This is a genomic window from Pseudomonas sp. LH1G9 (assembly GCF_002949975.1).
GTDB classification, from domain to species: Bacteria; Pseudomonadota; Gammaproteobacteria; order Pseudomonadales; family Pseudomonadaceae; genus Aquipseudomonas; species Aquipseudomonas veronii.
In genome coordinates, this window is sequence record NZ_CP026880.1 from 4,077,540 (window position 1) to 4,101,551 (window position 24,012).

The following is a 24,012-nucleotide window of genomic DNA, read 5'->3' on the forward strand; positions in this document are numbered from 1 at the left end:
TTACTGCACGGTTTCCGGGCGCACATGGCGTGCGGCGAACATCAGCACGCCGGACAAAAAGCACGGCACGGCGCCGAACCACAGGGCGGCGGTCTGCCAGTCGCTGCCGGCGGACAACACTTGCGTCGCGCCGAACCCCGCGACCACCGCACCGATCGGGCCCATGGCATGGATGATCGCGCCGCCGGTGGCGCGGATGCTGGTGGGGAAACTTTCGCTGATAAAAAACAACGCCGCCGAATACGGCCCGATCAGGAAGAACAGGCCCAGGCTGTACAGCCCGACCACCATCGCCATGTTGCTCGGGCCGAACAGCATCCCGGCGAACGACAGCCCGCCGAGCATCCAGCCCAGGCCGATGACATTGCGACGGCCGATCTTGTCGCCCATCCAGCCGTGGCTGAGGTAACCGCAGTAACCCACCAGGTTCGACAGCACGAGGATGATCAGTGAGTTCTCGAACGAGATGTGGTGAACGCTGACGATCACCGACGTGCCAAGCACGCTGAACACCTGGATCGCCGCCCAGTTGAGCAACAGCGCGGCGCCGATCACCAGGGTGGCGCGGCGGGCCGGGCCTCGGAAGGCGGCTTTGAGGCCGGCTTTGCTGTGCTCGTCGTAGTCCACGCCATAGGTCACGGCAACGTTTTGCGCTTCACTCACCGCGCCGCTTTTACGCAGCTCGCTGATGCGCTGGTGGATTTGGAACTGCGGGCTCTCCTTGAGCTTGCGCGCCATGATCGCAATCACGATGGCCGGGATCGCAGCAAAAATGAAGCACCCCTGCCAGCCGATGATCGGCAGCAACAGCGCGGTCAAACCGGCGGCAATCAATGCACCGACCGGCCAGCCGCCCTGCACCAGGCTGTAGATAAACCCGCGACGCTTGGTCAGTCGGGGGTCTTCCGAGGCGCCATACAGCTCGCTCAAATACGTGGCGTTGACGGTTTCCTCGGCATAGCCCAGACCGCCCAACGAACGGATCAGAATCAGCGGCGACTTGCCCCACGCCCCACCGATCGCGGTCAGCGCCGAGCACACTGCGGAACCGGCCACGGTGAAGATGATCCCTTTGCGTCGCCCCAACTTGTCGACGACGGGGCCAATGGCAAATGCCACCACCGCTGTGCCCACCGCCACCCAGGTTGCGATTTCAGCTTGCTCCACCTCGCCCCAGCCGAAGTGCCGGCCGATCTCCGGCAGCAACGTGCCGAACAGGATGAAGTCGTACACCGCAAACACCCAGGCGAAAAACGCGATCCAGGTGGCGAAGCGCACTTCCTGGGACGTCAGTTGCCGGGGTTTCCAGCCAGTCAGGTCAAGCTTGTTGTAGATGGACATGAATCGCGCCTCAAAGGTGGGGGATCAGCTACGCGGTTTGAACCCATCTTGTAGGAGCGAGCTTGCTCGCGAAAATCATCAACGATGACGCGGGCATCCTGGATGCACGCGGCGTTCTCCGGTTTTTCGCGAGCAAGCTCGCTCCTACAAGGGGTGGGGATCAGGTACGCGGTTGCCGACGGATAAAGTCATCGGCGATTTCATCGAAGGTGACGAAGCGCACGCCGGCATGGCTCTGGATGTGTTCGATCAAGCGTTCGAGCATCAGCAGCACTTGCGGGCGGCCGGACACGTCGGGGTGGATGGTCATGGTGAACACCGCGTGTTCGTGTTCGCGGTAGACCCAGTCGAACTGGTCGCGCCACATTTCTTCGAGGTGACGCGGGTTGACGAAGCCGTGGCTGTTGGGCGCCTTTTTGATGAACATCATCGGCGGCAGGTCGTCGAGGTACCAGTTGGCCGGGATCTCCACCAGGTCGGTTTCTTCGCCGCGCACCAGGGGTTTCATCCAGGTGTCGGGGTGCTGGCTGTAGTCGATCTTGGTCCAGCTGTCGCCCTTGCGCACGTAGTAGGGGTGGAAGTCGTTGTGCATCAGGCTGTGGTCGTACTTGATGCCTTTTTTCAGCAGCAGCTCGTTGGTGACCTTGCTGAATTCCCACCACGGTGCGACGTAGCCGGTCGGGCGTTTGCCCGTCACTTGGGTGATCAGTTCGATGGACTTGTCGAGCACGATTGCTTCTTGCTCGGCGGTCATCGCGATCGGGTTTTCGTGGCTGTAGCCGTGTACGCCGATTTCGTGACCGGCGTCGGCCACCGCCTTCATCTGCGCGGGAAAGGTTTCCATCGAGTGGCCGGGGATGAACCAGGTGGTGCGCAGACCGTAGCGCTCGAACAGTTTGAGCAGGCGCGGCGTGCCGATTTCACCGGCGAACAGGCCGCGGGAAATGTCGTCGGGCGAGTCTTCGCCGCCGTAGGAACCGAGCCAGCCGGCAACGGCGTCAACGTCGACGCCGAATGCACAGAGGATGTCTTTAGCCATGGGGGTGTCTCCTTAGATAGTCAGTTGGAATTCGACGGACAGCGCCGCCCGCAACAGGCGTGCGTCTTCCCCCGTCGGGGCGCTGAGCAGCAGCCCGGTGGGCAAGCCCAGGGCGTCGCAGCCGCTGGGCAAGGTGACGCCGGGCATGTCGAGCAAACTGCCGGGCATGGTCAGGCGCAGGGTGGCGAGGTTGGTGCTTGCAAAGCGTTCGTCGTCGACTTCCAGCGCTGCCAGCGCCGGGGCGACATGGGCAACGGTCGGGGTGATCAACAGGGCGCCGTCGAGTTCGTCGACCAGTTGCTGTTGCAGGCGGCGACGCGCGTCGATCAGTTGGAGCAGGCGGCTGGCCGGCAGCGACCGCGCCGCTTCGAGGCGGCGCCGGACACGCGGGTCGAGCCGGGTGGCGTCGGGGCTGTCGAGCAGCGCTTCGTGCAGGGCGAAGGCTTCGAACGCGCCGAGCCAGCCTTGCTGCTGGATCAGTTGCAGGGTGGCCTGGAAAGTGGCGCACGGGCGCACGTCGATCAGCGCACCGGCGGCGTTGAGTTGCTCGACGGCGCGCAGCAGGTTGTTGCGCACCGCCGGTTGCACGTCATCCAGCAGGCGTTGCTCAAGCACCAGGCGCAGGCCCTTGAGGCTGCGGGCGCGGTGGGTTTGCCGGCGGCCGTTGAGCAGGTCGTCGATGGCCAGCGCATCGCGCACGCTGCGGGTCAGCGGGCCGAGGCTGTCGAGGGTGCGGGCCAGCGGGAACACACCGTCGCGGCTGTAGCGCCGACTGCTGCTGCGGTAACCGACCAGGCCGTTGAAGGCGGCGGGGATGCGGATCGAACCAGCGGTGTCGGTGCCCATGGCGATGGGCACGATGCCAGCGGCGACGGCCACCGCCGAACCGGACGACGAACCGCCGGGAATCCGCGGCTGGTCGCGCCCATGGGGGTTGTGCGGCGTGCCGAAATGCGGGTTCAGGCCAAGGCCGGAATAGGCCAGCTCGCTGAGGTTGGTCTTGCCCACGCTGACCATCCCGGCGCGGCACAACAGGCCCACGCTCGGCGCATCGAGCAAGGCGGCGGGCGCGTCGCGGCGGTAGGCGGCGCCAGCGGTGGTGATGCTGCCGGCCACGTCGAATAGGTCTTTCCAGGCCAGGGGCACGCCGTCGAACACACTCAAGGGCTGGCTGGCGCGCCACCGGGCGGCGGCGGCTTCGGCTTCGCGGCGGGCGCGGTCGGTGGTCAGGGTGATAAACACCGCGGCCGCGCGGCTCGCGTGGTCGAGCGCCTGTTCGAGGGCTTGCACCGGGTCGCTGCGACCGCTGGCGAAATCCTCGGCCATTGAAGTGGCGTCTGACATCAGGTTGACCCTCATAAAACGTACATATTAATAAAATGTACATTTAATAAAGGCAGCTTTCGTGCCAGTCTGTGTCGATGGTCTTTCCGGCGATTGCGCTTTATCGACCAGAGCGCCGGGCTAGATGGTTTTGTAGGAAGCAAAAAAACCTGGCGCGGACTCTGCAACGCACGCCCAAACCAATAATGTATCTTTTATTAATAAGTACATTTTAGTGCAGAAAAGTAACAGTCCTAGATTCAAGGCCCCAAAAAAGTGCCACCGATGTGGCGCGGAGTGACAGGCGCATCTATGAGAGAATCCCCGGCTTCGTCCTACATACACCAGACCTCTTTACCTCAGAGAACACGATGAAAGCAGTGTCCGCCTCGGCCTCCCGTTACGCGATGATTCACCAGCTTTTGCGTGACGCGATCGTCAACGGCACCGCCCGCCACGGCTTGGTCCTGCTCGAAGCGCCGCTGGCCGAATTGTTCGGCACCAGCCGCGTGCCGGTGCGCAAGGCGCTGGACCTGCTGCATGCCGAAGGGTTGATCTGCCGTTTCAACGGGCGCGGTTACCTGATCAACCCCGAGGGCGTGGCCATGGAACCGCTGCGCCTGCCGCTGAGCGCTGCGCACCTGGGCCTGAACGACGAGGACGAGTTGGTGGATACACGGCCGTTGGGCGAGCGGATCGTCGAGGAAATCGGCGCGGCGCTGTCCACCTGCATAGCCTTTGGCCATTATCGCCTGGATGAGCAAGCCGCCGCCGACCACTTTGGCGTCAGCCGCGCGGTGGTGCGTGAAGCGCTGATGCGCCTGCGCGACCGTGGCCTGGTGGAAAAAGAACCCTATTCCCAATGGCTGGCCGGGCCGTTGACGGCGCGGGAAGTCACCGAAGACTACGAACTGCGCGCCTGCCTGGAGCCTGAAGCGCTGCGCCAGAGCGCGCCGAACCTTGACCGCGCGCTGCTCGAAGCCATGTTGCAACGCGTGCTCGACGCCCAGGACAGCCCGCAATGCAGCCTGGAAGCCATCGAGCAGATCGAAGAAGACTTGCACCAACGCTGCCTGGCCGGCCTGCAGAACCGCAAGATCGCCGCGCTGATCCGCCAGGGCCAGAGCCCGATGATCATCAGTCGGATTTTCTATCGCTTGCTGGGGATCGGCGCCGACCCGGCGATGCTCGCCGAACACCGCTTGATCCTTGAATTGTTGCTGCACGGCGCGTTCGATGCGGCGGCGTTGAACCTGCGCGAGCACCTGCAACGGGCGCGGCAGCGGATGTTGCAGCGGTTGAAGGTGTTGTCGGTGTTGCCGGAACAGCCCCTGCCCGCCTACCTGCACAAAATCAGCTGACGGCATGCGGTTAACCTTGTGGGAGCAAGCCCCCTCCCACCTTGACCGGGTCTCTGCAGTAATTTCATGCAATATGTTGCTATCTAGCCCCCGCCATTGAAACCGCCGCTGGCCCGCCCCATCTAACTTGCATACTTCCTGATGCAGGTGCCCCATGAGCGACCAGCAAGATACCCCCGATTACGACGCCAACGAATACGCCGACCCTGAAAACGCCGAGGTTCACTCGTCCAATACCGGCCTGGCCCTGCCTGGGCAGAACCTGCCGGACAAGGTCTACATCATCCCGATTCACAATCGACCGTTCTTCCCGGCGCAAGTATTGCCGGTGATCGTCAATGAAGAGCCGTGGGCCGAAACCCTGGAGTTGGTGAGCAAATCCGACCATCACTCCCTGGCCCTGTTCTTCATGGACACGCCGCCCGAAGACCCGCGGCATTTCGACACCTCCGCGCTGCCGCTGTACGGCACCCTGGTCAAGGTCCACCACGCCAGCCGCGAAAACGGCAAACTGCAATTCGTCGCCCAGGGCCTGACCCGCGTGCGGATTCGCACCTGGCTCAAGCACCATCGCCCACCGTACCTGGTGGAAGTCGAATACCCGCACCAGCCGACCGAGCCGACCGATGAGGTCAAGGCCTACGGCATGGCGCTGATCAATGCGATCAAGGAACTGCTGCCGCTCAACCCGCTGTACAGCGAAGAGTTGAAGAACTACCTCAACCGCTTCAGCCCCAACGACCCGTCGCCGCTGACCGACTTCGCCGCCGCCCTCACCTCCGCCACCGGCAATGAGTTGCAGGAAGTGCTGGACTGCGTGCCCATGCTCAAACGCATGGAAAAAGTCCTGCCGATGCTGCGCAAGGAAGTCGAAGTCGCGCGCCTGCAAAAAGAACTCTCCGCCGAGGTGAACCGCAAGATCGGCGAGCACCAGCGCGAATTCTTCCTCAAGGAACAGCTCAAGGTCATCCAGCAGGAGTTGGGCCTGACCAAGGACGACCGCAGCGCCGACGTCGAACAGTTCGAACAGCGCCTGGAAGGCAAAGTGCTGCCAGCCCAGGCGCAGAAACGCATTGATGAAGAACTGAACAAACTGTCGATCCTCGAAACCGGTTCGCCGGAATACGCGGTGACGCGCAACTACCTGGACTGGGCAACCTCGGTGCCGTGGGGCGTGTACGGCAAGGACAAGCTCGACCTGAAACATGCGCGCAAGGTCCTGGACAAACACCATGCCGGGCTGGACGACATCAAGAGTCGTATCCTCGAATTCCTCGCGGTGGGCGCCTATAAAGGCGAAGTCGCCGGTTCCATCGTGCTGCTGGTCGGCCCGCCGGGCGTGGGCAAGACCAGCGTGGGTAAATCGATTGCCGAATCCCTCGGGCGGCCGTTCTATCGCTTCAGCGTCGGCGGCATGCGCGACGAGGCCGAGATCAAGGGTCATCGCCGCACCTACATCGGCGCCCTGCCCGGCAAGCTGGTGCAGGCGCTCAAAGATGTGGAAGTGATGAACCCGGTGATCATGCTCGACGAGATCGACAAGATGGGCCAGAGCTTCCAGGGCGACCCGGCTTCGGCGCTGCTGGAAACCCTCGACCCGGAACAGAACGTCGAATTCCTCGACCACTACCTGGACCTGCGCCTGGACCTGTCGAAAGTGCTGTTCGTGTGTACCGCCAACACCCTCGACTCGATCCCCGGCCCCCTGCTGGACCGCATGGAAGTGATTCGCCTGTCGGGCTATATCACCGAAGAGAAAGTCGCCATCGCCAAGCGCCACCTGTGGCCTAAGCAGTTGGAAAAAGCCGGCGTGTCGAAAAACAGCCTGACCATCAGCGACGGCGCCCTGCGCGCATTGATCGACGGCTACGCCCGCGAAGCCGGGGTGCGCCAGTTGGAGAAACAACTGGGCAAGCTGGTACGCAAGGCGGTGGTCAAGCTGCTGGATGAGCCGGAGGCGGTGATCAAGATCGGCACCAAGGACCTGGAAAGCTCCCTGGGCATCCCGGTGTTCCGCAACGAACAAGTGCTGTCCGGCGTCGGCGTGATCACCGGCCTGGCCTGGACCAGCATGGGCGGCGCGACCCTGCCGATCGAGGCGACCCGCATCCACACGCTCAACCGCGGCTTCAAGCTCACCGGGCAGTTGGGTGAGGTGATGAAAGAATCCGCTGAAATCGCCTACAGCTACGTCAGCTCCAACCTGAAATCGTTTGGCGGTGATCCGAAGTTCTTCGATGAAGCCTTCGTCCACCTGCACGTCCCCGAAGGCGCCACACCGAAGGACGGCCCCAGCGCTGGCGTGACCATGGCCAGTGCGCTGTTGTCGCTGGCGCGCAACCAGCCACCGAAGAAAGGCGTGGCCATGACCGGCGAGCTGACGCTGACCGGGCATGTCCTGCCGATTGGCGGGGTGCGTGAGAAGGTGATCGCGGCGCGGCGCCAGAAGATTCACGAGCTGATCTTGCCGGAGCCGAATCGCGGCAGCTTTGAGGAATTGCCGGAGTATCTGAAGGAAGGAATGACCGTCCACTTCGCCAAGCGCTTTGCGGACGTGGCCAAGGTGCTGTTCTGATCGTCCTTTAGCGCTTGGGCGGGCGTCATCGCGCGCAAGCCCGCTCCCACACTTGACCGAGTACATCCTTTGGAAGGCGGCCAAGATGTGGGAGCGGGCTTGCGCGCGATGGCGTCCGTTGCCGCCCTCTTGTCACACCCTGTCGCATCTTCGGTTATGCTCGTCCTTCGTCGCACATCAACGGAGTCTTCATGACCGCTGCCCGCCTGCTTCTCCCCTTGAGCCTTGCCCTGCTGGCTGCGTGCGCCAGTGCCCCGCAGCAAAACGTCAGCGTGGAAAAACAGAGCGCCTGCCCGCTCCAGCTCAAAAACGGACAAAACCTGATCCTGACCCTGCCAAGTAACCCCACCACCGGCTACCGCTGGGCCATCCAGGATTCCGCCGGCGGCGTGCTGCGCGCCCTGGGGCCCGAGGTCTACAGCAGCACGGAATCCGGCGTGATCGGCGGCGGCGGCCAGTCCACCTGGCGCTTCCAGGCCTTTGCGGCCGGCCAGGGCCGTTTGCGCCTGACCTCCCAGCAACCCTGGGAACCGGAAGCCGAACCGGCCGAGACCTTCGACTGCGCCATCACGGTGAACTGATATGCCATGGCTGATTCTTGCGTTGATGGGCGCCGGCACCTTTATCTACGGCCTGACCGTCCACGCGGCGTTACTGTGCCTGCTGGTCAAACCGTTGCCGGTGCTGGCGCTGCTGGGCTGGCTGCATGACGCGCCGCCGAGCGACTATCGACGCTGGATCAGCCTGGGGCTGATTTTCTCCCTGGTCGGCGATGTGTTGCTGGCGTGGCCGGGCGACTTGTTTATCTTTGGCCTGGGCGCGTTTCTGTGCGCGCACCTGGCGTACCTCAAAGCCTATTTCAGCGACTGCCGACGCTTGGCGTGGCTGCCGTTGGTGCTGGCGCTGGGCGTCGGCGCGATGCTGCTGAGCATCCTGATCGCCCATGGCCTTGGCGACTTGCTGATGCCAGTGGTGGTCTACGCCTTGGTGATCAGCGCGATGCTCTGGCGGGCGCTGGCGCGACTGGGCAGCGCGGTGCCCAAGCGTTCGGCGCTACTGGCGGCGGCGGGGGCCGTATCGTTTGTGGTTTCCGACACGCTGATCGGTATCAATCGCTTTGTGCTGAGCTTCGACGCGGCGCCGTATCTGCTGATCGCCACTTACTGGCTCGGCCAGTGGGGCATCACCGCCTCGGCGTTCCATCAGACAACCCGCGCATCCAAGGAGCAACTTGGCTAAAATGCCCGCCTTTCCCCCCTCGTCGCCGGAACAACCGTGAGCAAAGAACCCGATCGCCTATTCGCCCAGCCCCTGCCCCAGGTGCCGGACTTCGCCTTTAACGAAGACGTGGTGCGGGTGTTCCCGGACATGATCAAGCGCTCGGTGCCCGGTTATCCGACCATCGTCGAAAACCTCGGCGTGCTCGCCGCGCAGTTCGCCCAGCCCAACAGTGTGCTGTACGACCTGGGGTCCTCCCTCGGCGCGGTCACCCAGGCGTTGCGCCGCCACGTGCGTACCGACGGCTGCCACGTCATCGCGGTGGATAACTCGACGGCGATGGTCGAGCGCTGCCGCGAGTACCTCAATGGCCAGGACTCGATGTTCCAGGAGTTGCTGCCGGTCCAGGTGATCGAGGGCGATATCCTCGCGCTGCAGTTCCAGCCGGCCTCGGTGGTGGCGCTGAACTTCACCCTGCAATTCATCGCCCCCGATCAGCGCCTGGCGTTGCTCGGGCGCATCCGCCAGGCGTTGTTGCCCGGCGGTGCGCTGATCCTCTCGGAAAAGCTGCGCTTCAATGACCTTGAAGAACACGCGCTGCTCACCGACCTGCACATCGCGTTCAAACGCGCCAACGGCTACAGCGAGCTGGAAATCGCCCAGAAGCGCAGCGCCATCGAAAACGTCATGAAGCCCGACAGCCTCGAAGAACACCGCGAACGCCTGCTGGCAGCCGGGTTCTCGAAAGTCGTGCCGTGGTTCCAGTGTCTTAACTTTGCCTCGTTGATTGCCTTGCCATGATTGATCTGTCCCCCCTCGCCCGCCATCTGGTCGGCACTCCCCTGGCCGTGTGGGCCCAGGGCCTGCAAGCGCAACTCGATAGCAAGATGGAAAAGGGGCATGGCGACCTGGAGCGCTGGCAGAGCGCGCTGGATGCATTGCCGAAGATCCAGCCCAGCGAAGTTGATTTGCTCAATGGCCTGACCCTCGACAGCGATTGCGACGACGCCACGCGCGCGCAGATGCACAGCGCATTGATGGGCCTGTGCCCGTGGCGCAAGGGCCCGTTCCACTTGTTCGGCGTGCATGTGGACACCGAATGGCGTTCGGACTGGAAGTGGTCGCGGGTCGCGCCGCACCTGGACCTGAAGGGCAAGCGCATTCTCGATGTAGGCTGCGGCAATGGGTATTACATGTGGCGCATGCTCGGCGCCGGTGCCGACAGTGTGATCGGCGTGGACCCGAACTGGCTGTTCTTCTGCCAGTTCCAGGCGGTGCAACGTTACCTGTCGGCGCCGAACGCCTGGCACCTGCCGTTCCCGTTCGAGGACTTGCCGGCGAACCTGGAAGGCTTCGACACTGTGTTTTCCATGGGCGTGTTCTACCACCGTCGCTCACCGATCGAGCATTTGCTGGCGCTGAAAGACTGCCTGGTCAAAGGCGGTGAACTGGTGCTGGAAACGCTGGTGATCGAAGGCGATCAGCAACAGGTGCTGGTGCCGGAAGACCGCTACGCGCAGATGCGCAACGTGTGGTTCCTGCCATCGGTGCCGGCGTTGATGCTGTGGCTGCGCCGGGCCGGGTTCAGTGAGGTGCGCTGTGTGGATGTGAGTGTGACCACGGTTGAAGAACAGCGCGGGACTGAGTGGATGAAGTATCAGTCGCTGAGTGACTTCCTCGACCCGGAAGACCATAGCAAGACGATTGAAGGGCTGCCGGCGCCGATGCGGGCGGTGATCATCGCCAAAAAGTAACCCCGATCCCCATGAAAAAATGGAGATCTAGAATGTGGGAGGGGGCTTGCCCCCGATGGCGGTGGGTCAGCTATAGATAAGCTGACTGACACACTGCTATCGGGGGCAAGCCCCCTCCCACATTTGTTCATCAGTGTTCTTTAGAGGGCTGGTTTGGCCCGGCGGGCCTTGAAGAACTCGCTCAACACCGCCCCGCATTCCTCGGCCAGTACCCCGCCTTCAAACAGCACCCGATGGTTGAGAAAGCCCTGGGTAAAAAACTGCCCCTGGCTTTGCACAATCCCCGCCTTCGGCTCCAGTGCGCCGTAGACCACCCGCGCAATGCGCGAATGCACGATCAGGCCGGCGCACATGCTGCACGGTTCCAGCGTCACATACAGCGTGCTGCCGGGCAGGCGATAGTTGCTCAGCGCCTGGGCGGCGGCGCGGATGGCGACCATTTCGGCGTGGGCGCTGGGGTCGTTGCCGCTGATCGGGCAATTGAAGCCACGGCCGATGATCACACCGTCCTGCACCAGCACCGCGCCCACCGGCACTTCGCCCAACGCCGCGCCCTGTGCCGCCAGGGCCAGGGCTTCGCGCATGAAGTCCTGGTCGCGGCTGCGGTCGATGATCGCCGTGGGGCGAAACTGGCGCATCACGCTACCTCGATGGCGGCCATCAGGCCGGTTTCCATGTGGTCGATCACATGGCAGTGGAACATCCACACGCCCGGGTTATCCGCCACCAGCGCGACGCGGGCACGTTCGTTCTTGCCCAGCAGGTAGGTGTCGGTGAAGTACGGAATCACCGTGTGGCGGTTCGAAGCGATCACCTTGAAGCTCATGCCGTGCAGGTGGATCGGGTGCTGGTATTGGGTCATGTTTTTCAGTTCGAAAATGTAGCTTTTGCCCTTCTCCAGCCTGGCAATCGGGCGGTCGGCGCAGGCCTTGTCGGTGATGTCCCAGGCCTGGCCGTTGATCTGCCACAGGCTCGGCGGTTTGCCGTTGTCGACGTTGACCGACACCGAACCGACCCATTCGAAATTGAAGTTGAGTTTCTCGGCGTTGGCCAGGTCCGGCTCGCTGATCGGATTGGCGGGCAGCGCCGGCGGCCATGCGCTCGGCGCGTCGGCGTTGGCCACCGAACGGAACGTGCCCAGGCGCACCGGGCCGTTGCGGATCGACAATTCTTCGCCCGCCGGCGGTGCCTTGATCGCTAGGCAGAGGCGCATGCCCGGGCCGAGCCAGTATTCCTTGCCCAAGGGGCGCGGCTCGATGGGGTTGCCGTCCAGCGCATAGATCTGCGCGTCGGCGTCGGGAATATTGAGGCGATAGGTCAGCGTGTTGTCGAGGTTGAGCAACCGCACGCGGGTGATCTGCCCGGCCGGCAAATCGATCACCGCCTGGGCCACGCCATTGATGGTCGACAGGCGCCCGGCCGTACCGCCACGCGCCGCTTCACGGGGCACGCTGAAGGCGACAAAGGCGCCCTCTTCGTCGACGTGCCAGCTTTTCAGGCTGAGGGTACGTTCGTGCTTGAAACCGGTGGGTTCGCGCTCTTCCACGATCAGCGGGCCGACCAGGCCACGGCCGAGTTCTTCGCTGCTGTTCACATGGGGGTGATACCAGTAACTGCCGGCGTCGGGCACGCGGAACTTGTAGTCGAAGTATTCGCCGGGCAACACCGGCAATTGCGAGACGTAGGGCACGCCGTCCATTTCCAGCGGCAGGCGGATGCCATGCCAATGGATGGTGGTGGCGACCGGCAGGTGGTTGATGAAACGCACCCGCAGCCATTCGCCCTGGCGCACGCGCAGCTCGGTGCCGGGGGCCGACGGGCCGAACGCCCAGGCTTGGGTCTTGTGCCCCGGCACCAGTTCCACATCGAGGGGCGCGGCGATCAGTTCGTAGTCATGTCCCGCCTCGGCCTCGGCGACTTTCCCCAGCCAGTAGCGGTAGCCGCCACCGGCACCGACGCCCACTACGGCCAGGCCGGCAAGACCACCCAGGATTTGTCGACGGGAAAAGGATCGGGACACAACAACCTCACGTATCTGCTGCCGGCCGGGGGCCTGCAAAGGGCAGATACGATACACCTGCGACGGCTAAACAGTAAGACTTCGCATTGCCGCATGCCAAAAACACCGAGGACTGATGTGGGAGGGGCGGTGCGACGATTCGACTTGCTCCCGATTGCGGTGGGTCAGCTGTAGATGAGTTGACTGACACATCGCTATCGGGGGCAAGCCCCTCCCACATTGGATCTTCATTGCTTTTAGTGTTTGGCAGCGGCCAGGATCAGGGCCTTCATCTCGGCGACCGCACCTTTGAAACCGACGAACAGCGCATGCGCCACCAGCGCGTGGCCGATGTTCAGCTCGTTGATGCCCTTGATCGCCGCCACGGCTTCGACGTTGTGGTAATGCAGGCCATGGCCGGCGTTGACGATCAGGCCTTCACGCAGACCTTGGGCCACGCCGTCGATAATGCGCTGCAACTCGGCGGCGACTTCGCTCGGCGTGGTCGCATCGGCATAACGCCCGGTGTGCAATTCGATGGCCGGCGCGCCGACCCGGTGCGCGGCTTCGATCTGGCGCTCGTCGGCGTCGATGAACAGCGAGACTTCGCTGCCGATCTGCGACAGACGCTCCACCGCAGCCTTGATCCGCGCTTCCTGGCCGGCCACGTCGAGGCCGCCTTCGGTGGTCAGCTCCTGACGGGTCTCCGGCACCAGGCAGATATGCGCCGGACGGATGCGCTCGGCGAACGCCATCATTTCTTCGGTGACGCCCATTTCGAAGTTCATGCGGGTTTGCAGCACGTCCTTGAGCAGCAGCACGTCGCGCTCCTGGATGTGACGGCGGTCTTCGCGCAGGTGTACGGTGATGCCGTCGGCGCCCGCTTCTTCGGCATCCAGCGCGGCTTTGACCGGGTCTGGGTAACGGGTGCCCCGGGCCTGGCGCAGCGTGGCGACGTGGTCGATATTGACGCCGAGAAGAATGCGATTGCTGGTGGTCACGGAAGCGCTCCTGAAAAGGGGAAAGAAACGCTGCACAGCATACACGGGGTTGTCAGGGCTTTCGAAACAACTCGCGACTGACCAGCGGCCGCCCGCCCAGATGCACGGCCAGGGCCTGGCGCATCAGGCGCTTGGCGGCGGACAAGGCGCCGGGGGCGCTCCAGTCGGCCTCGCTCATGGCCAGCAGCTCGGTGCCCTGGAACAGGCCGGGTTGCAGCAGGTACACACGCTCCAGGCCGGCGTCGACCTGCAGACGATACATGCCGTCGGCGGCAATGGGTTCGCCATGCAGGTCGTTACTCAGTTCGAAGCCATAGCCGAGGTCGTCGAGCAGGCGCCATTCGAACGCGCGCAACAGCGGCTCCAGCGGGCGGCCTTCGGCCAGGGCCAGCAGCGTCGCGGCATAGTGATCGAAGACCGCCGGGTGCGGGTCTTCGGCCGGCAGCAGGCGGATCAGCAATTCATTGAGATAGAGGCCACTGAACAGCGCTTCGCCATTGAGCCAGGCAGAGTTGCCGACGCTTTCCAGGCGGCCGACGTTTTTCAGCTCGCCCTTGCCACGAAACTCCACGTCCAGCGCCACGAATGGCCGCGCCAAAGTGCCCGCCTTGCCCCGCGCACTGCGCAACACCGCACGCAGGCGACCTTGGGGCGTGAGGAAGTCCACCAAGGCGCTGGTCTCGCGGTAGGCGCGGCTGTGCAGCACGTAAGCGGGCTGGCTGGGAGGCGGGGTTGAGGACATGGGTTCTCGTTGCTGGAATGCACTAGTGAAAACGACACAAACCTAATGTGGGAGGGGGCTTGCCCCCGATGGCGGTGGCTCAGTCAAAATATTTAGTGACTGACACTCTGCTATCGGGGGCAAGCCCCCTCCCACATTTTTTGCCCTGCGGTGTTCTTACAGGTCGCCGTAACCCAGGGAGCGCAATGCGCGCTCATCATCGGACCAGCCACCCTTCACCTTCACCCACAGGTTCAGCATGATCTTGGAATCGAACAGCAATTCCATGTCCTTGCGCGCTTCGGTGCCGATGCGCTTGATGCGCTCGCCCTTGTCGCCAATGATGATTTTCTTCTGGCCGTCACGTTCGACGAGGATCAGCGCATGGATATGCAGGGTTTTGCCCTGCTGCTTGAACTCTTCGATTTCGACGGTGATCTGGTACGGCAGCTCGGCGCCCATCTGGCGCATGATTTTCTCGCGTACCAGTTCGGCGGCGAGGAAACGGCTGCTGCGGTCGGTGATCTGGTCTTCCGGGAAGAAGTGCTCGTTCTCCGGCAGGTAGCCGGCGATCACGCGCTCCAGGGCTTCGAGGTTGTGCCCGTGCTGGGCCGAGATCGGCATGATCTGGGCATTCGGCAGTTGTTCCTGCAGCCAGCTCAGGTGCGGCATCAGCTCGGCTTTGTCTTCGATGCGGTCGGTCTTGTTCAGCGCGACGATCAACGGGCCGGTGACATATTGCACACGTTCGAGAACCATCTGGTCTTCGTCGGTCCACTTGGTGCGGTCGACCACGAAGATCACCACGTCGACGTCTTTCAACGCGGCCGAGGCGGTCTTGTTCATGTAGCGGTTCAGGGCTTTCTCGCCGCCTTTGTGCATGCCCGGGGTGTCGACGTAGACCGCTTGTACGGCGCCTTCGGTCTTGATGCCCAGCATGTTGTGGCGGGTGGTCTGCGGCTTGCGTGAGGTGATCGCAAGCTTCTGGCCGAGGATGTGGTTGAGCAGCGTGGACTTGCCCACGTTGGGACGGCCGACGATGGCGACATAGCCACAGCGTGTTGCGGTTGAATCAGTCATGGCCATTCTCCACGCCCAGGGCAATCAGTGCTGCAGCGGCCGCTACCTGTTCGGCAATACGACGGCTCACACCCTGACCTCGGCTTTTTTCATTCAATAAGGTGATTTCACATTCCACGAAAAAGACGCGGCAATGGGGCTCACCCTGGATATCCACCACTTCGTAGCGTGGCAGTTCGCACCCGCGGGACTGCAGGAATTCCTGCAGGCGGGTCTTGGGATCTTTGTTGGTGTCGACCAGGGTCAGGGTTTCGATCTCGGACGTCAGCCAGGCGGTGACGCGCGCCTTGGCCGCTTCCATGCCCGCATCCAGATAGATGGCGCCGATCAGCGCTTCAAGGGCGTCGGCCAGGATCGACTCGCGACGGAAACCGCCGCTTTTCAACTCACCGGAGCCCAGGCGCAGGTACTCGCCCAGGCCAAAACCACGGGCCAGCACGGCCAGGGTCTCGCCCTTCACCAGCCGCGCACGCAAGCGCGACAACTGACCTTCACGGGCTTGCGGGAAGCGTTCGAAGAGCGCTTCACCGGCAACGAAATTGAGGATGGCGTCACCGAGGAATTCCAGGCGTTCGTTGTTACGCCCAGCAAAACTGCGGTGTGTGAGGGCAAGGACCATCAGTTCCTGGTCCTTGAAGGTGTAGCCGAGCAGGTGCTCGAGACGGCTTAGAGAAACGCTCACGGTTTACCCATATCTGTTTGGTGGCACCGGCGGCCATCGACGATTGACGCAGTGTTCAAATTCAAATCCTGATTGGTGCTGCATGAGGCCGGAAATTGTCCCAGCCCCAGAAAAGCATTCGGCGCTGTGATCACAGCGCCGTCTGTATTACTTGATCAGCCCGACCCGCGAGAAGTTCGGCAGGTGGCTGAGCTTGGGTTCCGGCCAGCTCATCCAGACCGCGAAGGCCTTGCCGACGATATTCTGGTCGGGAACCATGCCCAGCAGTTCCTTGGGAATGGTGGGGTCATCCCAATAGCGGCTGTCGTTGGAGTTGTCGCGGTTGTCGCCCATCATGAAATAGTGCCCGGCCGGCACTTTCCATTCGCCATCGGGCATTGCGCGGTAGCGGCTCATTTCCTTGCGGATTTCGTGCTCCACCGCACCGAGTTTTTCCTGATACAGCTCGGCGCTGCCCAGGGTGTTCGGCTCGGTGCCCAGCAGCTTCTCGGCCACCGACTCACCGTTGATGAACAGGCGCTTGTCGCTGGTGTAGCGAATCACGTCACCCGGCAGGCCGACCACACGCTTGATGTAGTTGACGTTCGGATCGCTCGGGTAGCGGAACACCATCACATCGCCGCGCTGCGGGTCACCGATCTCGATGACTTTCTTGTCGATCACCGGCAAGCGGATCCCGTAGGAAAACTTGTTCACCAGGATGAAGTCGCCCACGTCCAGGGTCGGTTTCATCGACCCCGACGGAATCTGGAACGGCTCCACCAGGAACGAACGCAGTACCAGCACGATGAACAGCACCGGAAAGAACGATTTGCCGTATTCAACCAGCAAAGGCTCTTTGTTCAGCTTCTCGATCACCACGACATCGGGCTGGCTGACGCTGCCCTGATAGGACGCGATAGCCGCCCGCCGACGCGGGGCGAAGAACACCAGATCGAGCAACGCCAGGAGTCCGCAAACGGCAACGGCGATGACCAGCAACAGCGGGAAATTTAGCGACATAGGACCTAACTATCCAACCTGAGCACCGCAAGGAAGGCTTCTTGTGGAATTTCCACGTTGCCCACTTGCTTCATGCGTTTTTTACCGGCCTTTTGCTTCTCAAGCAGCTTGCGCTTACGGCTGACGTCGCCACCGTAGCATTTGGCCAGTACGTTCTTTCTGAGTGCCTTGACGGAAGTCCGCGCAATGATCTGCCCGCCGATGGCGGCCTGGATCGCGACGTCGAACATCTGGCGCGGAATCAGTTCTTTCATCTTCTCGGTCAACTGTCGACCTTTGTAGTGCGCGTTGTCCTTGTGCACGATCAGTGCCAGGGCATCGACCTTGTCGCCGTTGATCAACACATCCAGTTTCACCAGATTAGCCGATTGGTAACGATCGAAATGGTAATCCAGCGAAGCATAGCCGCGACTGGTGGATTTGAGACGGTCGAAGAAGTCCAGGACCACTTCGTTCATCGGCAAATCGTAGGTCACTTGTACCTGGGTTCCGAGGAACAGCATGTCGTGCTGGATGCCGCGCTTCTCGATACACAGGGTAATGACGTTGCCCAGGTGCTCCTGCGGCACAAGAATATTGGCGCGCACGATCGGCTCACGCATGTCTTCGATGGAAGACAGGTCCGGGAGCTTGGACGGGTTGTCGACGTAAATCGTTTCACCGTTTTTCAGCAACAGCTCAAAAATAACGGTTGGCGCGGTGGTGATCAGGTCCAGGTCGTATTCGCGCTCAAGGCGCTCCTGGATGATCTCCATGTGCAGCATGCCGAGGAAGCCGCAACGGAAGCCGAAGCCCAGGGCGTCGGAGCTTTCCGGGGTGTACTGCAACGACGAGTCGTTGAGGGTCAGCTTCTGCAGGGCTTCGCGGAAGTCTTCGAAGTCGTCGGAGCTGACCGGGAACAGGCCGGCGTAGACCTGCGGCTGGATGCGTTTGAAGCCCGGCAGCACGTCGACGTCAGGGGTGCTGCTCAAGGTCAGGGTGTCACCCACCGGCGCGCCGTGGATGTCCTTGATGCCGGCGATGATGAAGCCGACTTCACCGGCTTTCAGATCAACGGTGGCGGTATGTTTCGGGTTGAACACACCGACGCTGTCCACCAGGTGGATCTTGCCGGTGGATTTGACCAGAATCTTGTCGCCTTTCTTCACACGGCCATGGCGCACGCGCACCAGGGAGACAACCCCCAGGTAGTTGTCGAACCAGGAGTCGATGATCAACGCCTGCAGCGGATCTTCGATGTTGCCGGTAGGCGCGGGGATGGTCTTGACCAGGCGCTCGAGCACTTCGTCGACGCCCAGGCCGGTCTTGGCGCTGCACTCGACGGCGTCGGTGGCGTCAATGCCGATGATTTTTTCGATTTCTTCCTTCACGCGGTCCGGATCGGCCTGCGGCAGGTCGATCTTGTTCAGCACCGGCATGACTTCCAGGCCTTGCTCGATGGCGGTGTAGCAGTTGGCCACGGACTGGGCTTCGACGCCCTGCCCCGCGTCCACCACCAGCAGCGCGCCTTCGCAGGCCGCCAGGGAACGGCTGACTTCATAGGTGAAGTCGACGTGGCCGGGGGTGTCGATGAAGTTCAGCTGGTACTTGATACCGTCTTTGGCGGTGTAGTACAGAGTCACGCTGTGGGCCTTGATGGTGATCCCGCGCTCGCGCTCGAGGTCCATGGAGTCCAGTACCTGGGCTTCCATTTCACGCTCGGCAAGGCCGCCGCACATCTGGATGAATCGATCGGCCAGCGTCGACTTGCCATGGTCAATGTGGGCGATGATGGAGAAATTGCGGATATGACTCAAATCACTCACGGATCAACACTCAAAAAGGCTGCAGGCAGACTGCCCGCTGAAAAATAGCCGGGAATTGTACCTGATGCTCGGGCAGGACGTCATCTTTGCTGACCAGAACAAAAATGCCCCGATCTCTCGAACGGGGCATTTTTTGCTCATAAGCGCAGGCTCACCCGGCGCGGCGCAGCAGCCAGAACCCGGCCAGGGCGCAGATCGCGGTCGGCACCAGCACCGCAAACAGCGGCGAGAAGCCGAACACCAGGCTCGACGGGCCAAGCAAATCCTGGGCAATACGGAAGGCAAAGCCCACCAGCACGCCGGTAAAGACCCGCTGACCGAGGGTCACGGAGCGCAACGGGCCGAAGATAAACGAGATCGCCATCAGCACCAGCGCGGCGGTGACCACCGGCTGCAGCACCTTGACCCAGAACGCCAGCCAGTAGCGACCGTTGCTCAGTCCCTGGTCCTTGAGGTAGTGGATATAGCTCCACAGCCCGGAGATCGGCAGGCTTTCCGGGATCATCACTACCGTATTGAGCAGTTCCGGCTTCAGGGCGATGTCCCATTGCTCGGTCGGCACATTGATCACTTCGGTGCTGGCCTTGGTGCCCTGGCCGACATTGCGGAAGTAGGTGGTGGTGACGTCGGTCAGTTGCCATTGCTCGGCGCTGTATTGGGCGCGCTTGGCGAAACTGGAGGACAACATGTGGCGTTCTTTGTCGAACGTGTAGCGCGTCACACCAATCAGCAGGCCGTCGGGCTGCACGGCGTTGATGTGGATGAATTCATCACCCTGACGGTGCCACAGGCCGTGCCTGGCGCTTTGCGCATCGCCCGAACCCTGGGCCAGGGCACGATTGGCCTGGGCAGTGGCTTCGGACGGTGGCGCCACGTACTCGCCGATCAGCACGCTGCACGCCATCAGCAACAGCATCGGTTTCATGACGGCCCAGACGATACGGCCGATGGAAACCCCGGCCGCACGCATGATCGTCAGCTCGCTGTTGCTGGCCAGGCTGCCGAGGCCGATCAGGCAGCCGATCAGCGCAGCCATCGGCATCATGTCGTAGAGACGACGCGGCGCGGTCAATGCCACGTAGCTCAGCACGTCCCACACGGTATACGTGTCGGTGACGTTACCCACTTCATCGATAAAGGCGAACAACGACGCCAACCCGAGAATGATGCCCAACACCGCCAGGATGGCGATCAGTACGCTGCTACCAATGTAGCGATCGAGCTTAGCCACGAGCCAACTCCTTCTGGCCACGACGGCTCTTCATTTTCAGACGGATAGGTTCCCAGTAGAGCAGCCCGAGGCCGATCATCAGGAAGACCCCGTGTACCCACCACAGGCCCAGCGTCGGTGACAGCTTGCCCTTTTCCAGGGAGCCACGGGCGGAGATCAGGATGGTCAGGTAGGCCATGTACAGCAGGATCGCCGGCAGCAGCTTGAGGAAGCGGCCCTGGCGCGGGTTGACGCGGGACAACGGCACGGCCATCAGGGTCACGATGAACACCAGCAACGGCAGGGAAATACGCCATTGCAGCTCGGCGATGGAGCGCAACTCCGTGCTGCCCAACAGCGCCTGGGTCGGGATCGCATCGCGGTCGGTGACCTCGTTGCTGATGTCCGGGCGGGCGAGCATCACGCCATAGGTGTCGTACTTGATGGCGCGGTAATCGGCCTGGCCGGGGCTGCCGTCATAGCGATAGCCGTTTTCCAGGATCAGATATCGGCTGCCGTCGGGGCGCACTTCCTGGCGCCCGGAATCGGCGACCAGGACGGAGATGCCACGGTCTTTCTTGTCCTGCCCCAGGCGTTTCTCGGAGATGAACACCCCGCCGAGGTTGGCGCGGTCGTCAGTGAGGGTTTCGGTGTAGGTCACCCGTGTACCGTCACTGAGTGCCTGGAAGCGGCCCGGTTCGAGGGTGTCGAACTCGGTCATGGCGTCCTGTTTGTTCAGCACCAGTTCGAACTGCATGGCGCCCTGGGGGGCCAGGCTCAGGCTCAGCCAGGCGACGATCAGCGCCACGCCGGCGGCCGGGATCATGGTCATGCCCAGCAGGCGTTGCTGGCTCATGCCGGTGGCCGAGAGCACGGTCATTTCGCTTTCAAGGTACAGCCGGCCATAGGCCAGCAGAATCCCGAGGAACAGGCCCAACGGCAGGATCAGTTGCAAAAAGCCCGGCAGACGAAAGCCCATGATCAGGAACAGTGAGCCGGGGTCCAGAGCACCGGAAGCAGCCTGGGCCAGGTATTTGACGAAACGACCACTCATGATGATGACCAGCAATACCGCGCTCACGGCACTCAGGGTCAACAGGACTTCGCGGGACAGATAACGGAAGACAATCAAACCAGACACTCCAGGGTTGTCAGGCTAAGGCGGCCAAACAAGCAAGCATAACGAGTCGGCCCGTTTAAACAGGCCGGCTAAAAAGATTGCGCATTATCCTGTGATTGACCGCGCCTGTCACGGAGCTTACTCATGCGCGTACACAAAGCCTGCGGCAAGGGTTGTCAGGCTCCGCCGCCGAGGTTCAAACTGCGGCCTTTGTCGCTGGCGGTTTACACGGCTGCCAGGCTTTAAAAGCCGGAGCACACAGACTCCAGGCTCACAGACCTTTATAAGGGACCCGAACATGGAATTGGTTGTAAAAAGCGTTAGCCCCGAAACGTTGAAAACCGCCACCCTCGTGGTCGCTGTCGGCGAAGGCCGCAAGCTCGGCGTTGCGGCCAAACAACTCGACGAACTGAGCGGCGGCGCCATCAGCGCGGTCCTCAAGCGCGGCGACCTGGCCGGCAAGGTCGGCCAGAGCCTGCTGCTGCAAAGCCTGCCGAACCTGAAGGCCGAGCGCGTATTGCTGGTGGGCGTGGGCAAGGACGCCGAACTCGGCGACCGCCCGTTCCGCAAGATCATCAGCGGCATTCTCACCACCCTCAAGGGCCTGGGCGGCAGCGACGCGACGCTGGCACTCGATGAAATCGTGGTCAAGGGCCGTGACAGCTACGGCAAGACCCGCCTGCTGGCCGAAAGCCTGCTCGACGGCGGCTACATCTTCGACCAGTTCAAGAGCCAGAAAGCCGAACCGCGTGCTTTGAAGAAAGTCACCCTGCTGACCATCAAGGCCGCCCAGGCCGAAGTCGAACGCGCCGTGAGCCACGCCCAGGCCATCGCCGCCGGCATGTCGTTCACCCGCGACCTCGGCAACCTGCCGCCGAACATCTGCCACCCGACCTACCTGGGCGAGCAGGCCAAGGCGCTGGGCAAGGAATTCAAAAGCCTGAAAGTCGAAGTGCTGGATGAGAAGAAGATCAAGGAACTGGGCATGGGCTCGTTCTATGCGGTCGGCCAGGGCAGCGACCAGCCGCCACGCCTGATCGTGATGCAATACAACGGCGGCAAGAAGGCCGAGAAGCCTTACGCCCTGGTCGGTAAAGGCATCACCTTCGACACCGGCGGCATCAGCCTCAAGCCGGGCCTGGGCATGGATGAGATGAAGTACGACATGGGCGGCGCCGCCAGCGTGTTCGGCACCCTGCGCGCGGTGCTGGAGCTCAAGCTGCCGATCAATCTGGTGTGCATCCTGGCCTGCGCCGAGAACATGCCGAGCGGCGGCGCGGCCCGTCCGGGCGATATCGTCACCACCCTGAGCGGCCAGACCGTCGAAATCCTCAACACCGACGCCGAAGGCCGCCTGGTGCTGTGCGATGCGCTGACCTACGCCGAACGCTTCAAGCCACAGGCGGTGATCGACATCGCCACCCTGACCGGTGCCTGCATCGTCGCCCTCGGCTCCCACACTTCGGGCCTGCTGGGCAACAACGACGAGTTGATCGAGCAACTGCTCAGCGCCGGCAAGGCCGCCGACGACCGCGCCTGGCAACTGCCGCTGTTCGATGAGTACCAGGAACAGCTGGACAGCCCATTCGCCGACATCGCCAACATCGGCGGCCCGAAAGCCGGCACCATCACTGCAGCCTGCTTCCTGTCGCGGTTCGCCAAGAACTTCAACTGGGCGCACCTGGACATCGCCGGCACCGCCTGGACCAGCGGCGGCAAGGACAAGGGCGCTACCGGCCGTCCGGTGCCTCTGCTGACCCAGTACCTGCTGGATCGCGCCAAGGCCTGAAAACCGTGACTCCGGGGCGGCGTTACCGCCGCCTCGGGCTCCAGGAACCGCAATGACCCAAGTTGACTTCTATATACTGCCCAGCGCCGATCCGCTCGCGCGCCTGGACTTTGCCTGCAAACTCACCGAAAAAGCCTGGCGCATGGGCCACCGCATCTACCTGCATTGCAGCGATGCCGCCCAACGCGACGAGCTCGACGCACGCCTGTGGCGCTTCAAGGGCGAAAGTTTCGTGCCCCACGGCCCCGCAGAAGCTGAACCCGACGGCCAGGTGGTCCTGGGCGTGGGCGACAGCTGCGGCGATCACCATGACCTGCTGGTCAACCTCGACCTGAAAGTCCCGGCCTTTGCCAAGGCGTTCGCCCGTGTGGCGGAAGTGGTGGTGGAAGATCCGGCTATTCGTCAGGCCGCGCGGGAGAGTTTCCGTTTCTATCGCGAACAGGGCTATCCTTTGCAGGATCACCGGCTACAACGACTTTGAGTGCATGATGGACACCCCGAACACGATAAAAAAAGACGGCCACCTGTTGGACGACCTGGAGTCGATCCGTCAGTTGCTGGGTGATGACAACCTTCAACCGCCGTTATTGACAGAAACCGTCAATGGCGACGTGCAGATCCCCTTGTTGTTCGACATGGTCGGCGCCAAGCCGGTTGAACCGCTCGAACCGCAACCTGCGCCGGCCCCACCGGTTGTCGAAGCGGCACCCGCTGCCGCGCCTGCCGAAAAAACCCCGGATGCCTTGCTGCTGCACCTGGACAACGAACTGCGCGCCGCCGCGCAACTGATCATGCAAGACGTGATCGACGACTTCGCCCCGCATATCGAAACCGAGATCAAGCGCCGGATGGATGCGCGGATGGAACGGTTGCTCAGCCAATACCAGAATTAGCGCCCCTGTAGGAGCGAGCTTGCTCGCGAAAATCGTCAATGATGGCGCGGACATCCTGAATGAACGCGCGGCCCTTCAGGTTTTCGCGAGCAAGCTCGC

At 62.5% G+C, this 24,012-nt stretch carries 22 protein-coding genes; 9 read left to right on the forward strand and 13 right to left on the reverse strand.

Translation table 11 applies throughout. From position 1 onward, the window contains the following. The 3 genes from C5F70_RS18830 to C5F70_RS18840 form a co-directional block, all read right to left on the reverse strand. Positions 1–1,341: an MFS transporter gene (locus C5F70_RS18830; RefSeq protein ID WP_017844557.1), complete on the reverse strand. Its 1,341-nt coding sequence runs from the start codon at positions 1,339–1,341 to the stop codon at positions 1–3. Between the two features lie 160 nt (positions 1,342–1,501). Beyond that, positions 1,502–2,380 carry a polysaccharide deacetylase gene (locus C5F70_RS18835; RefSeq protein WP_104903854.1) on the reverse strand — a complete coding sequence of 293 codons (879 nt, stop codon included), beginning with the start codon at positions 2,378–2,380 and terminating at the stop codon, positions 1,502–1,504. A gap of 12 nt (positions 2,381–2,392) precedes the next feature. Further along, positions 2,393–3,724: an amidase gene (locus C5F70_RS18840; protein ID WP_104903855.1), complete on the reverse strand. Its 1,332-nt coding sequence runs from the start codon at positions 3,722–3,724 to the stop codon at positions 2,393–2,395. Between the two features lie 350 nt (positions 3,725–4,074). On the opposite strand from C5F70_RS18840, the gene C5F70_RS18845 reads away from it, so the two are divergent. The 6 genes from C5F70_RS18845 (at position 4,075) to cmoB (ending at position 10,611) form a co-directional block, all read left to right on the forward strand. Further along, on the forward strand, positions 4,075–5,064 hold the full coding sequence (locus C5F70_RS18845) for a GntR family transcriptional regulator (protein ID WP_104903856.1): 990 nt from the start codon (positions 4,075–4,077) through the stop codon (positions 5,062–5,064). 154 nt (positions 5,065–5,218) lie between these two features. Beyond that, a complete protein-coding gene (lon, locus tag C5F70_RS18850; RefSeq protein WP_079442920.1) occupies positions 5,219–7,639 on the forward strand; it encodes an endopeptidase La in 2,421 nt (806 codons plus the stop codon). 191 nt (positions 7,640–7,830) lie between these two features. After that, on the forward strand, positions 7,831–8,220 hold the full coding sequence (locus C5F70_RS18855) for a protease inhibitor I42 family protein (protein ID WP_017844552.1): 390 nt from the start codon (positions 7,831–7,833) through the stop codon (positions 8,218–8,220). Position 8,221: 1 nt separating this feature from the next. Continuing rightward, positions 8,222–8,878, forward strand: coding sequence for a lysoplasmalogenase (locus tag C5F70_RS18860; RefSeq protein WP_017844551.1), 657 nt, complete (start codon positions 8,222–8,224; stop codon positions 8,876–8,878). Positions 8,879–8,914: 36 nt separating this feature from the next. Continuing rightward, positions 8,915–9,658, forward strand: coding sequence for a carboxy-S-adenosyl-L-methionine synthase CmoA (cmoA, locus tag C5F70_RS18865; protein ID WP_017844550.1), 744 nt, complete (start codon positions 8,915–8,917; stop codon positions 9,656–9,658). Continuing rightward, entirely contained in the window at positions 9,655–10,611 is a 957-nt protein-coding gene (cmoB, locus tag C5F70_RS18870) for a tRNA 5-methoxyuridine(34)/uridine 5-oxyacetic acid(34) synthase CmoB (protein ID WP_046488593.1), read from the forward strand. Before cmoA ends, cmoB begins: the two co-directional genes overlap by 4 nt. Positions 10,612–10,751: 140 nt before the next feature. On the opposite strand, the gene tadA is transcribed toward cmoB, so the two are convergent. The 10 genes from tadA to lptF all read right to left on the reverse strand — a co-directional run bounded on the left by tadA (position 10,752) and on the right by lptF (position 21,243). Next, positions 10,752–11,249 carry a tRNA adenosine(34) deaminase TadA gene (tadA, locus tag C5F70_RS18875; protein ID WP_046488595.1) on the reverse strand — a complete coding sequence of 166 codons (498 nt, stop codon included), beginning with the start codon at positions 11,247–11,249 and terminating at the stop codon, positions 10,752–10,754. Beyond that, positions 11,249–12,631, reverse strand: coding sequence for a multicopper oxidase family protein (locus C5F70_RS18880; protein ID WP_102617542.1), 1,383 nt, complete (start codon positions 12,629–12,631; stop codon positions 11,249–11,251). The genes tadA and C5F70_RS18880 overlap by 1 nt, the downstream gene beginning before the upstream one ends. A 236-nt stretch (positions 12,632–12,867) precedes the next feature. Further along, positions 12,868–13,611 carry a pyridoxine 5'-phosphate synthase gene (gene pdxJ / locus C5F70_RS18885; RefSeq protein WP_017844546.1) on the reverse strand — a complete coding sequence of 248 codons (744 nt, stop codon included), beginning with the start codon at positions 13,609–13,611 and terminating at the stop codon, positions 12,868–12,870. Positions 13,612–13,663: 52 nt separating this feature from the next. After that, positions 13,664–14,353 carry a DNA repair protein RecO gene (gene recO / locus C5F70_RS18890; RefSeq protein ID WP_017844545.1) on the reverse strand — a complete coding sequence of 230 codons (690 nt, stop codon included), beginning with the start codon at positions 14,351–14,353 and terminating at the stop codon, positions 13,664–13,666. A 156-nt stretch (positions 14,354–14,509) separates the two neighbouring features. Then, complete coding sequence (era, locus tag C5F70_RS18895) at positions 14,510–15,412, reverse strand: GTPase Era (RefSeq protein ID WP_003210432.1); 903 nt, start codon at positions 15,410–15,412, stop codon at positions 14,510–14,512. Then, the gene (gene rnc / locus C5F70_RS18900; RefSeq protein ID WP_026139742.1) at positions 15,405–16,094 is read right to left on the reverse strand and encodes a ribonuclease III; all 690 of its coding nucleotides are present in this window, start codon (positions 16,092–16,094) and stop codon (positions 15,405–15,407) included. The genes era and rnc overlap by 8 nt, the downstream gene beginning before the upstream one ends. 147 nt (positions 16,095–16,241) lie before the next feature. Next, positions 16,242–17,096, reverse strand: coding sequence for a signal peptidase I (lepB, locus tag C5F70_RS18905; protein WP_102617532.1), 855 nt, complete (start codon positions 17,094–17,096; stop codon positions 16,242–16,244). 5 nt (positions 17,097–17,101) lie between these two features. Then, on the reverse strand, positions 17,102–18,901 hold the full coding sequence (gene lepA, locus C5F70_RS18910) for a translation elongation factor 4 (RefSeq protein ID WP_017844542.1): 1,800 nt from the start codon (positions 18,899–18,901) through the stop codon (positions 17,102–17,104). 151 nt (positions 18,902–19,052) lie between these two features. Beyond that, the gene (lptG, locus tag C5F70_RS18915; RefSeq protein WP_017844541.1) at positions 19,053–20,132 is read right to left on the reverse strand and encodes an LPS export ABC transporter permease LptG; all 1,080 of its coding nucleotides are present in this window, start codon (positions 20,130–20,132) and stop codon (positions 19,053–19,055) included. Then, positions 20,125–21,243 carry an LPS export ABC transporter permease LptF gene (lptF, locus tag C5F70_RS18920; protein WP_017844540.1) on the reverse strand — a complete coding sequence of 373 codons (1,119 nt, stop codon included), beginning with the start codon at positions 21,241–21,243 and terminating at the stop codon, positions 20,125–20,127. Before lptF ends, lptG begins: the two co-directional genes overlap by 8 nt. Positions 21,244–21,529: 286 nt before the next feature. Between lptF and C5F70_RS18925 the strand changes: the two genes are divergently transcribed. The 3 genes from C5F70_RS18925 to C5F70_RS18935 are packed head-to-tail and all read left to right on the forward strand — an operon-like array spanning position 21,530 to position 23,913. Beyond that, positions 21,530–23,020, forward strand: coding sequence for a leucyl aminopeptidase (locus C5F70_RS18925; RefSeq protein WP_017844539.1), 1,491 nt, complete (start codon positions 21,530–21,532; stop codon positions 23,018–23,020). Positions 23,021–23,072: 52 nt separating this feature from the next. Then, complete coding sequence (locus C5F70_RS18930) at positions 23,073–23,501, forward strand: DNA polymerase III subunit chi (RefSeq protein WP_017844538.1); 429 nt, start codon at positions 23,073–23,075, stop codon at positions 23,499–23,501. Between the two features lie 7 nt (positions 23,502–23,508). Then, positions 23,509–23,913, forward strand: a complete 405-nt coding sequence (locus C5F70_RS18935) for a hypothetical protein (RefSeq protein ID WP_017844537.1) — start codon at positions 23,509–23,511, stop codon at positions 23,911–23,913. Positions 23,914–24,012: the final 99 nt, after the last annotated feature.

What these genes read in the sequence shown, in the direction of transcription:
- C5F70_RS18835 (WP_104903854.1), bottom strand. Translation starts at nt 2,380, where the DNA reads ATGGCTAAAGACATCCTCTGTGCATTCGGCGTCGACGTTGACGCCGTT.
- C5F70_RS18930 (WP_017844538.1), top strand. Translation starts at nt 23,073, where the DNA reads ATGACCCAAGTTGACTTCTATATACTGCCCAGCGCCGATCCGCTCGCG.
- C5F70_RS18845 (WP_104903856.1), top strand. Translation starts at nt 4,075, where the DNA reads ATGAAAGCAGTGTCCGCCTCGGCCTCCCGTTACGCGATGATTCACCAG.
- C5F70_RS18840 (WP_104903855.1), bottom strand. Translation starts at nt 3,724, where the DNA reads ATGTCAGACGCCACTTCAATGGCCGAGGATTTCGCCAGCGGTCGCAGC.
- era (WP_003210432.1), bottom strand. Translation starts at nt 15,412, where the DNA reads ATGACTGATTCAACCGCAACACGCTGTGGCTATGTCGCCATCGTCGGC.
- C5F70_RS18935 (WP_017844537.1), top strand. Translation starts at nt 23,509, where the DNA reads ATGGACACCCCGAACACGATAAAAAAAGACGGCCACCTGTTGGACGAC.
- C5F70_RS18830 (WP_017844557.1), bottom strand. Translation starts at nt 1,341, where the DNA reads ATGTCCATCTACAACAAGCTTGACCTGACTGGCTGGAAACCCCGGCAA.
- C5F70_RS18860 (WP_017844551.1), top strand. Translation starts at nt 8,222, where the DNA reads ATGCCATGGCTGATTCTTGCGTTGATGGGCGCCGGCACCTTTATCTAC.
- cmoB (WP_046488593.1), top strand. Translation starts at nt 9,655, where the DNA reads ATGATTGATCTGTCCCCCCTCGCCCGCCATCTGGTCGGCACTCCCCTG.
- C5F70_RS18855 (WP_017844552.1), top strand. Translation starts at nt 7,831, where the DNA reads ATGACCGCTGCCCGCCTGCTTCTCCCCTTGAGCCTTGCCCTGCTGGCT.
- lepB (WP_102617532.1), bottom strand. Translation starts at nt 17,096, where the DNA reads ATGTCGCTAAATTTCCCGCTGTTGCTGGTCATCGCCGTTGCCGTTTGC.
- tadA (WP_046488595.1), bottom strand. Translation starts at nt 11,249, where the DNA reads ATGCGCCAGTTTCGCCCCACGGCGATCATCGACCGCAGCCGCGACCAG.
- recO (WP_017844545.1), bottom strand. Translation starts at nt 14,353, where the DNA reads ATGTCCTCAACCCCGCCTCCCAGCCAGCCCGCTTACGTGCTGCACAGC.
- C5F70_RS18925 (WP_017844539.1), top strand. Translation starts at nt 21,530, where the DNA reads ATGGAATTGGTTGTAAAAAGCGTTAGCCCCGAAACGTTGAAAACCGCC.
- lon (WP_079442920.1), top strand. Translation starts at nt 5,219, where the DNA reads ATGAGCGACCAGCAAGATACCCCCGATTACGACGCCAACGAATACGCC.